Origin of the sequence: Paraburkholderia sp. CNPSo 3274, from assembly GCF_024206475.1 — a bacterium.
GTDB lineage: Bacteria > Pseudomonadota > Gammaproteobacteria > Burkholderiales > Burkholderiaceae > Paraburkholderia.
This window is the reverse complement of sequence record NZ_JAMBPR010000062.1, coordinates 45,032-54,100: the sequence shown is the minus strand read 5'-3', so window position 1 is coordinate 54,100 and position 9,069 is coordinate 45,032. Positions and strand designations below refer to the sequence as shown.

Annotated in this window: 9 protein-coding genes; 6 read left to right on the top strand and 3 right to left on the bottom strand. The window is 63.6% G+C overall.

Translation table 11 applies throughout. From position 1 onward, the window contains the following. Positions 1 to 451 precede the first annotated feature (451 nt). From M3I54_RS32610 to M3I54_RS32595, 4 genes are all read left to right on the top strand, one after another. Positions 452 to 1,666: a DUF2863 family protein gene (locus M3I54_RS32610; RefSeq protein ID WP_254343249.1), complete on the top strand. Its 1,215-nt coding sequence runs from the start codon at positions 452 to 454 to the stop codon at positions 1,664 to 1,666. 196 nt (positions 1,667 to 1,862) lie between these two features. After that, positions 1,863 to 2,798 carry a response regulator transcription factor gene (locus M3I54_RS32605; protein ID WP_254343257.1) on the top strand — a complete coding sequence of 312 codons (936 nt, stop codon included), beginning with the start codon at positions 1,863 to 1,865 and terminating at the stop codon, positions 2,796 to 2,798. A 10-nt stretch (positions 2,799 to 2,808) separates the two neighbouring features. Beyond that, positions 2,809 to 3,483 carry an energy-coupling factor ABC transporter permease gene (locus tag M3I54_RS32600; RefSeq protein WP_254343247.1) on the top strand — a complete coding sequence of 225 codons (675 nt, stop codon included), beginning with the start codon at positions 2,809 to 2,811 and terminating at the stop codon, positions 3,481 to 3,483. 207 nt (positions 3,484 to 3,690) lie between these two features. Further along, positions 3,691 to 4,365, top strand: coding sequence for a BspC domain-containing protein (locus tag M3I54_RS32595; RefSeq protein ID WP_254343245.1), 675 nt, complete (start codon positions 3,691 to 3,693; stop codon positions 4,363 to 4,365). Between the two features lie 87 nt (positions 4,366 to 4,452). Here the strand turns inward: M3I54_RS32595 and M3I54_RS32590 are convergent, their stop codons facing one another. Next, positions 4,453 to 5,616, bottom strand: coding sequence for a M14-type cytosolic carboxypeptidase (locus tag M3I54_RS32590; RefSeq protein ID WP_254343243.1), 1,164 nt, complete (start codon positions 5,614 to 5,616; stop codon positions 4,453 to 4,455). 29 nt (positions 5,617 to 5,645) lie between these two features. Continuing rightward, complete coding sequence (gene yaaA / locus M3I54_RS32585; RefSeq protein WP_254343242.1) at positions 5,646 to 6,440, bottom strand: peroxide stress protein YaaA; 795 nt, start codon at positions 6,438 to 6,440, stop codon at positions 5,646 to 5,648. Positions 6,441 to 6,504: 64 nt separating this feature from the next. On the opposite strand from yaaA, the gene M3I54_RS32580 reads away from it, so the two are divergent. Beyond that, on the top strand, positions 6,505 to 7,020 hold the full coding sequence (locus M3I54_RS32580) for a putative toxin-antitoxin system toxin component, PIN family (protein ID WP_254343241.1): 516 nt from the start codon (positions 6,505 to 6,507) through the stop codon (positions 7,018 to 7,020). A gap of 103 nt (positions 7,021 to 7,123) precedes the next feature. Beyond that, on the top strand, positions 7,124 to 8,314 hold the full coding sequence (locus M3I54_RS32575) for a pyridoxal phosphate-dependent aminotransferase (RefSeq protein ID WP_254343240.1): 1,191 nt from the start codon (positions 7,124 to 7,126) through the stop codon (positions 8,312 to 8,314). A gap of 81 nt (positions 8,315 to 8,395) precedes the next feature. Here M3I54_RS32575 and M3I54_RS32570 read toward each other — a convergent pair whose 3' ends face one another. Next, positions 8,396 to 9,037, bottom strand: coding sequence for a glutathione S-transferase (locus M3I54_RS32570; RefSeq protein ID WP_254343239.1), 642 nt, complete (start codon positions 9,035 to 9,037; stop codon positions 8,396 to 8,398). Between the last annotated feature and the right edge of the window lie 32 nt (positions 9,038 to 9,069).

Sequence of the window (9,069 nt, the reverse complement as noted above, 5' to 3'; positions counted from 1 at the left end):
CACTTAACTACCGGCTTCTTTCTGCGTTGCTGCGTCTGCAGCAGAGAAACGAGATTATGAAGACTGCCCGGCGATCTGTCAACAGGTTTTTTAACTTCGTTCAACCTGCCGCTCAACTTCGAATCACCCGCAGACCCAGTCGCCACAAGGCTTTCGCCCGGGCTTCCCGTCTCCCCGCGCCTTCATCGAAAGCGCGAAAGACCGGAATTCTAGTCACGCAAGCGACATCTTGCAAGCGGTTTTTTGACGGGCTAACAGAATAGGCTAAACACGGCTCGCCTACCTCAAGTAGTAGTCGCCATAGTGCGTCCGGCCGATGCCTTCCGGCTCCGCAGCAACCACGATCCAGCAGCGCGCCCGTGCCGATCCGACGCGCTCCTGCTGCCCAATCCGATGGCGCGCGCGGAACCGACTAGAATATGGGGTTCTCTGCACCCCAACTCACGGATTTATGCGCTCGCGAATCGCCAAACGCCTTCCTCCTGACGCCGACAAGCTCGTCGGCCTCTCGCTCGCCCTGTTCGCCTCGGGCAGCCGCACCGAAGACCGCTTCTGGGAGGCAAAGCTCGACACGCTGCTAGCGAAGGTCGTGCGCAACGGCAATCAGACTACGCTCGACGCCGCGCTCGATCATCTGCAGCAGAATCATCCGGACGCCTACGGCGCGCTCGCTGACATGGCCGAGACGCACAGCGAATCGTTCGTCGTCGAACACGACGGCGCGCAATATGAGGCGCTGCTCGTCGCCGCGCCAGTGCTGGCCTGGACGCGCTATGTCATCCCTTCGGGCCCGCTGAAGGCCGACGGGGCAGACGCCCTGCGCACCCATCTTCAGGCCCATGTGCTCGCGAACGGCACACGCGTGTCGATGGCCCCCTATCTCTATAGCATCGACCAGTTGCCACGCCACCATGTCGAAACCTGGCGCCTCGCACAACAGCTTACGCAGGCGGCGCTGAGCGGCGCGCCGGCTAAAATCAGCTCGGGCGAACTGCCGGAAACGTCGCCGATCCTCGCCGATCCGCGTTTCCTGCTCGCCGTCGTCGCAGCTCCTGTTGGCGCCCCGCTCTTCCGCTGGCAGGAAGAGGAGCACGGCTCGCGCATCGAACGCGGTCAATGCCTGGAACAATGGGCCACCCAGGGCGGCGCCAACCTTGCCGTCGTCATGCCGGGCTGCGAGTTCGAGTGCCTGCTGCCGGACGCCTACTACTCCGCCTGCCGCGACGCGGACGAGCGCGTGCGCCCGCACACGATCCGCACCGCCGTGCGCTATCTGCTCGACACGATCGGCGCAGGCGCTCAGGACTTGCGCGCCGTCGTCGCCGGCTTCGGCGAGCGCCGTATCGACGAATACCGCATCGCTTTCACGAAGCGCGGCAGCAACGACGTGCTGTATGGCGTGGTCTGGCCGCTCTATGGCCGCGAGAACGGCGACGCCGAGATCGACGAAGAACCGACCGAAGAGAATGTCAGCAGCGGTCCGCTCGAAGAGATCGTTGCACTGCTGAAGGAATCGGGCATCACCGACATCCGTCGTCACGCTGGCCGCTTCGAGCCGGAATATTGCGATGACTGCGGCGTGCCGCTCTATGCGGATCCACTCGGCGAGATCGTCCACGCCGAGATGCCAGAAGATGCTGAGCCCGTACAACCACACTTCCACTAGGACAACGCCCAAATTCCTACCCGGTCCCGCCTGTGTGCGGGACTTTTTTTTGCCCTATGTCTTATGCCTTTTGGACAGGCCGCCAGCGCTCAACCTTTTTGTCATCATGGTGCTGTTGGTCTGGTTCACCGCCGCTTAGAAGCGGTGCGCGTTGCACAACATTTCGAGAGGCCGTCAACGAGAGGAGGGCATATCCATGCGGTTCGTTGTACTCAATCCGGACGCCGAAAGGCGCGAAGGGCTCAAGGCGCTGTTAAGACAAATCGACCGTCGCGCACGCTTCAATGATGCGCCGGACTGGCGCAGCGCTGAGCGCGCCATGCAACGGTTCACCCCCAACCTGATCGTGATCGACTGGCACGACGGCATCCGCGCCGGCGAACTGCGCCACTTTGTCATGCGGCACCGCGGCCTGCCCGTGGCCATACTGGTCGACAGCACCGAGACGCCCACGACCGTGCGCGCGCTCATCAACGAAGGCGCCCGCGGCATCATCCGGCGCACCACGGACTCCCTCCTGATCGTGAAGTTTCTGGAGCTCATCATGCTCGGCGGCGATCATCTGCCGACCGACGTGCTCGGTCCATGCACGCCATGGCCCCTGCCGCCCCGGCGCAACGCCAAGGCCGCCGCACAGGCCCGCAAGGTGCGTCCGAAGGTCGACCTGTCACCACGACAGGAGCAGATCCTGCGCTGCGTCCATATGGGCAATACGAACAAGATGATCGCGAGAGCGCTCGGCATCAGCGAGGGCACGGTGAAAGTCCATCTGACAAGCATCTTTCAGCAGCTCGGCGCGCCCAATCGCGCGGCGGCCGTCGCGATCTACAACGGCTTGCTCGCGAACCAGCTGCAGGTGCTGCGCGCGCGATGCGAGCGGGCGGCGAAGCCCAGGCACGGCGAACACGGCCCGGTGCCATTGCGCGCACGTGAAGGTCTGGCGCTTCGCTATCCGTTGCTGTCAGGCGACAGTGTGGCGCCGCTGCCCATCGCCGCGGAGCCGGTGACGCCTTATGGCGACCCCGCCGCGGCGCAGCAGGTGCGCCCCGTCGAGGTCGACGAGGCCAGCGAGAGCGCGGACGAGGAAGCCCTGGTGCTCGCTCGCGCACACGTCTTGCCTTCCAACGAGTAATATGAAGCACATGGGGTTCCTATTTACGCCGCTTCCGCTCTGGGTTGCAATCGGTGCCTGGGTTGTCACCGTGGGGCTGCTCGCGCTCGCGCTATGGAAGAACCCCTTCAAGCGTCTGCAAGACGCGACGCTCCAGCACGTGTGGCTCGCGATCGCCGTCGCGATCTCCGTGCTGTGGGCGAGCAACGCGTGGCTCGAAGACGGCACCGTGCTGCACCTGCTCGGCGCCACGCTCGTGGTCACGCTATTCGACTGGGGGCTCGCGCTCGTCGCCATGGGCATCGTCGTCGGGCTCGCCGCGCTTGTCTTCGACGCCCCCTGGGAAGGCGTCGCCCTCACCTTCCTGATATTCGGCGCCTTCCCTGTCGCGATTTCGGCGCTGCTGCAGCGCGCCTGCACCGCGTGGCTGCCGCGCAACCTCTTCATGTTCATCGTCGGCCAGGGTTTCGTGTCGCCGGCCATCGCCGTTTCGGCGGCGGCCTATCTCGCGCTCGGCACCCATGTCACGCTCAACGGCGGATCGGCGATTACCGTGCCCGCAGGTTATGCATTCAGCGTATTTCTGCTCGCTTCGGGCGAAGCCTGGTTCACAGGCATGGCGACCGCGCTGATCGCCGTCTACCGGCCGGCCTGGGTCACCACCTACGACGTGCGTCGCTATCGCCTGGGCGGCCCGCGAACCTGAGCGCTGCCTCAGCTCGACGCCGCACCGCCAGCAACGTGACGACGGGCGCGACGATACGTCGCGATCGACCATCGGCGCATACCCAGCAGCGCTTACGCCGATCCCGCCGCTCAGACAGAACAAAATAATTGTTTCCGAATTGAACTCAACCCAGCTGCGCAGCATCTTACGGTGCCTGACGTCTCACCCCTCTTCCCTAGCAAGTAGATGGACTGCAACCATGCATCCCGCCGGCTTTTGTTCGTAGCCGGTCAACTGGCGGCGTGCGCCGCGAGCCTCATGCTCATCGCCGCGCCAGCCGCGCAGGCCGATCAACTCGATCAACACAACGATCTCGTCAATCAGTTCGTCACCCAGATGCACGCGGACCCGCTAGTCGCGGACTGCGCGGCGCATGGCGATTTCGTAGCAAGCACGTCGGCGGCGCTCGATCACGTCGAGTTTCCGCCCAGTTCGTTCGACAAAGCGCACGCGAGCGTGACGCCGTGGAACGACTCGTTCGACGAAGGCAAGCAACGCGTGAAGGTCGATACGATCGTGACAGTCGACGGCATCGGCATTGCCAAAGAAAGCGGCAACGCGCCCTACGATCTGAAGTTTCGCTGCGGCTATGTCGGGCAGCAGATGCTCGCGTTCAGCTGGAACGATCCCGTCCCGCCGGCGCACGCACGGAGCGAGCGCGGCACAGCGTCGCAGGGCGGCACACATGGAAAGGGCAAGCATTCGACCAAGAAGGCCACTGGCAAGGGCTCAAAGAACGCGCCCTCGAACAAGTCGAGCCACAAGTCGTCGACGAGCAGCACGAAATCGTCCAGCAAATCGACAACGACGAAATCCGCTGCGAAGAAAACGACTTCAAAGAAGAAAACGACGGCTCACTGAACTCCTCGCTATTCTCGATGAAAAAAAGGGGGAAACGGCCAGGCCGTTTCCCCCTTTCCTTAACGTCTGCGTGGCGAGGGCCGCGTGTTACGCGAACGTCTCTACGTGATGCAGGATGGCCTGTAGCATCGCAGCGCCAAGCGCGGCGCTACGCTCGCCGTTCCAGCCTACGCGTTCGTCGGGCAGATTGGCGTTGTCCTTGAACGGCATCTCGAGCGTGAGCGACGGGCAGCCATAGCGATGGCCAATGTACTTCGACGCGAGCTTGAGCGCATCTTCGCGGTAGCGGCTCGCCTCGTAGCCGTGCTGATCCTGGAAGTCGGGGCTCGCCACCTTGAACGCCTCGATGAACGCCTTCTGCTCCGTGCGTTGCTGATCGGTAAAGCCCGGCAGCATTTCCGAGCCCGCCACGAACACATAGGGCAGCGTCTCGTCGCCATGGATGTCGAAGAAAAGATCGACGCCCGTGGCTTCGATCGCATCGCGCACGACCAGCACTTCGGGGCTGCGCTGCGCGTCCGGCCCCATCCACTCGCGGTTCAGGTTCGCGCCCACGGCGTTGGTGCGCAAATTCCCGTGCACGCTACCGTCCGGATTCATGTTCGGCACGATATGGAATACGGCGCGGTCGTACAGCTTGCGCGCGACCGGATCGCCCGCCCAATCGCCCCAACCGGCGAGCCGCTTAACCAACCCTTCCACGAACCACTCGGCCATGCTCTCGCCCGGATGCTGGCGCGCGATGATCCAGACCGTCTTCTTGGGCTTGCCGTCAGGCGCGGTATCGCCCGGCATGCCGAGCGAGAGCAGCGACATGGGCCGGCCTTCCACGCTTTGGCCGAGTTCCGTGAGCGCGGCGTGCGGCAGTTGCTGAAGCGCGCCAAGGAATTCCGCGTGACGCTCTTCGCTATACGGCTCGAAGTACGCGTAGTAGATGCTGTCGAAGTCGGGCGTGTGGTCGATGACGAGTTCCTTCCCGTCATAGGAGGTCGGCACGCGGAACCAGTTCACGCGGTCGTAGCTCGCCGCGGCCTGATAGTCGTGCCAACCCTCGGGAAATGCGCAGGCCGAGGCGTTCTCGAACGTCATCACGCAACGCTCGCCGCGCACGCCCGAGATGCGGAAGTAGAACCATTGCGCGAACTCGGACTGGTTGTCCGCTCGCACGCGCAGGCGGATGTCGTCGGCGCGCTCGCACGATAGAACCTCGATCGCGCCCGCATCGAACTGGCTGGTAATGGCAATCGTCATGGTGTTTTCCTTCCCGCTTACTTGTTCATTTACTCGGCGATGCGCCGACGAAATACATAGGTCGAATCGTTCGATGCATCCGCATCGAACGCGTAGCCTTCCACGTCGAACGCCTTGAGCGCTTCGGGCTCGGCAACGCGGTTCTCGACGGCATAACGCGCCATCAATCCGCGCGCGCGCTTCGCGTGGAAGCTGATGATCTTGTAGCGCCCGCCCTTCCAGTCTTCGAATACCGGCGTGATGACAGGCGCGGCGAGCTTCTTCGGCTTCACCGCCTTGAAGTACTCGTTCGACGCGCAGTTCACCAGCACGCGCGCGCCCTTCTTCGCTTTCGCGTGGTTGTGCTCGATCTGCGCATTGATCGCGTGCGTGATGCGCTCGCCCCAAAACGCGTAGAGATCCTTGCCGCGCGCATTTTCGAAACGCGTGCCCATTTCCAGGCGATATGGCTGCAGCAGATCGAGCGGACGCAGCAAGCCATAGAGCCCGGAGAGCACACGCACATGCTGTTGCGCATAGTCGAGATCCGCCGACGAGAGCGACTTCGCGTTGAAGCCTTCGTAGACGTCGCCATTGAACGCGAGCACGGCCTGCTTCGCATTGGTCTGGCTGAACTGCTTCGACCAGTCGGCATAGCGCTGAAAATTCAGGCGCGCGAGCGGGTCGGAAATGCTCATCAGCGAACCGATCTGTTGCGGCGAGAGGCGGCGCAGGCCCGCGATCAGCTCGGCTGCGTCGTCGACGAAATCGGGGATGGTGTGGGTTTCGATGTGCGCCGGTGTGTCATAGTCGAGCGATTTGGCCGGCGACAGAACGATTATCATAGAGGCTTGCAGGCACGATGTGCCGATGTTCAAAGGCGAAAGCCCGATTGTAGCGAATTCACGAATGACCGGCCTCACGCCCCCAACCGCAGCATCCCTCTCGCCCGCCGCCGCCGCGGCGCTCCCCGTGGTTCTCGACTCGAACGTCTGGCTCGATATCCTCGTGTTCGACGACCCGCACACGCGCCCCATTCGCGTGGCGCTCGAGCGCGGCGCGATCCAGGCGCTGATCGACGCGCGCTGCCAGGCCGAGTTGGCTCACGTGCTCGACTATCCGCAGTTCGCTGGCCGCGGCGTCGCGAAAGCGGACGCGCTCGCCGCGCTGGCCAGGCTCGTCGAACTGATCGAGCTACCCGAGCTTCCCGCCGACGCGCGGCCCCTGCCCCAATGCCGCGACCGCGACGACCAGAAGTTTCTGGAATTGGCGCGAGCAAGCGGCGCACAGTGGCTCGTCTCGAAGGACCGCGCGGTGCTCAAGCTCGCGAAGCGTGTGGCGCGCGACTTCGGCTTTCGCATCGCGACGCCCGACGCCTTCGTCGCCGAATGCATGCAAAACGCAGTTCAAGCAACACAGGCCTGATGCCCCTGCATCGCGGCGCACGCGCCCGGCCTGATCACCGCTGCCGCGCCGATTTGCCTACAATCAACCTTTCCCGTCCCAACGCCTGACTGCCGCCCGCGACATGAACGCACCGCATCCCACGCAGAATTCGCAGGACACCCTGCTCACGCCCTCTTTTCCGTCGCGTCTGCCGAACGTCGGCACGACGATCTTCACCGTGATGAGCGCGCTCGCCGCCGAAAAGGGCGCGGTCAACCTGGGTCAGGGCTTTCCCGACTTCGATTGCGACGCGCGCATCGTCGACGCCGTCGCGCAAGCCATGCGCGAGGGCCACAACCAGTACCCGCCGATGGCAGGCATCGCCGCGCTGCGCGAGGCGATTGCGGACAAGATCGAGCACGTGTACGGCCGCCGCTACGACGCCAATAGAGAGATCACGGTGACCGCTGGCGCCACGCAAGCACTCCTCACGGCGATTCTCGCGACCGTGCACGCGGGCGACGAAGTGATCGTGGTCGAGCCGACCTACGACAGCTATTTGCCGTCGATCGAACTCGCGGGCGGCAAGCCCGTGTTCGTGACGCTCGAAGCGCCCGACTATGCGATTCCGTTCGACCGCCTCGCCGCGGCCATCACGCCGAAAACGCGCCTCATCCTCATCAACACGCCGCACAACCCCACGGGCACAGTGTGGCGCGCCGAGGACATGCAAAAGCTCGAGGAGATCGTGCGGGGCACCAACGTGCTGATCCTCTCCGACGAGGTCTACGAGCACATGGTCTACGACGGCCAGCCGCACGAAAGCGTGGCGCGCTATCCGGAACTGGCCGCGCGCAGCTTCATCGTGTCGAGCTTCGGCAAGACCTATCACGTGACGGGCTGGAAGGTGGGCTATGTCGCCGCGCCCGCACCGCTCACGGCCGAGTTCCGCAAGGTGCACCAGTTCAACGTGTTCACCGTGAACACGCCGATGCAGTTCGGCCTCGCGCAATATCTGCGCGATCCGAAGCCGTATCTGGAACTGCCCGCGTTCTACCAGAAGAAGCGCGACTTCTTCCGCGCCGGACTCGCCAACACGCGCTTCAAGCTGCTGCCATGCACAGGCACCTACTTCCAGTGCGTGGACTATTCGGCGATCAGCGATCTGCCCGAAGCGGAATTCTCGAAGTGGCTCACAGCGGAGATCGGCGTGGCGGCCATTCCGGTGTCAGCGTTCTATCACGAGGCGCACGAATCGGGCGTCGTGCGCTTTTGCTTCGCCAAGCAGGAAAGCACGCTCGCGACCGCGCTCGAGCGGCTCGCGCGGCTCTGAAGTCGTTCGCGCGCGATGAATCCGCGAACGGCAGTGCGTTCCCGATCATCGCGCGCAACCATGTGCAAAGTGCCGCAACGCTTACGAGTTCGCCTCGATATACGCCTTGCGGTCGGCGTTGACGCGCTGCGCCGTCGGGCGTTCACCGATCAGCTTGATATACGACTTCCAGTCGATGCCCACTTCGGCGAGGAAATCGCTGCCGTAGACCGCCTGTGTCGCGCGGCCCACAAGCGGCAGGCTCACGAACGCCGCTGCATCGGCCGCGCCGAACTGCTCGCCCGCCACGTAAGGCGCGAACTTCGCGATCCGCCTGAAGGCCGCCACGTAGCGGCGCAGCCGCTTTTCCATGGTCGTCTTGACCTCTTCCATCGCCTTGCCGCCGAAGAACGCCTCGCCGTACAGTTCACGCGCGTTCAACTCCAGATGCGTCTCGATGAAGACGATGAGTTCGCGCTCCTTCGCCGCCTGCCACGGATCCGCCGCGAAAATGTGCTTCTCTGGAAAGCGTGCCGCCAGATACTCGACGATCACTTCCGACTCGCACAAAAAGCCTTGTTCCGTTTCGATGAAAGGCACCTTGCCGCCCGGCGACTGCGCGAGCAGCGCCTCTTCGAGCGGCAGTTTATTCGGCACCTCCTCGAACTCGATGCCGTGCTCGAGCAGCAGAAGCTTGACCTTGTTGTAGTAATTCGAAAGCGCGAAACCGTGCAGTTTGATCATCCTCGTTGCCTCCTTGAGAGGGGCAGTTCCCT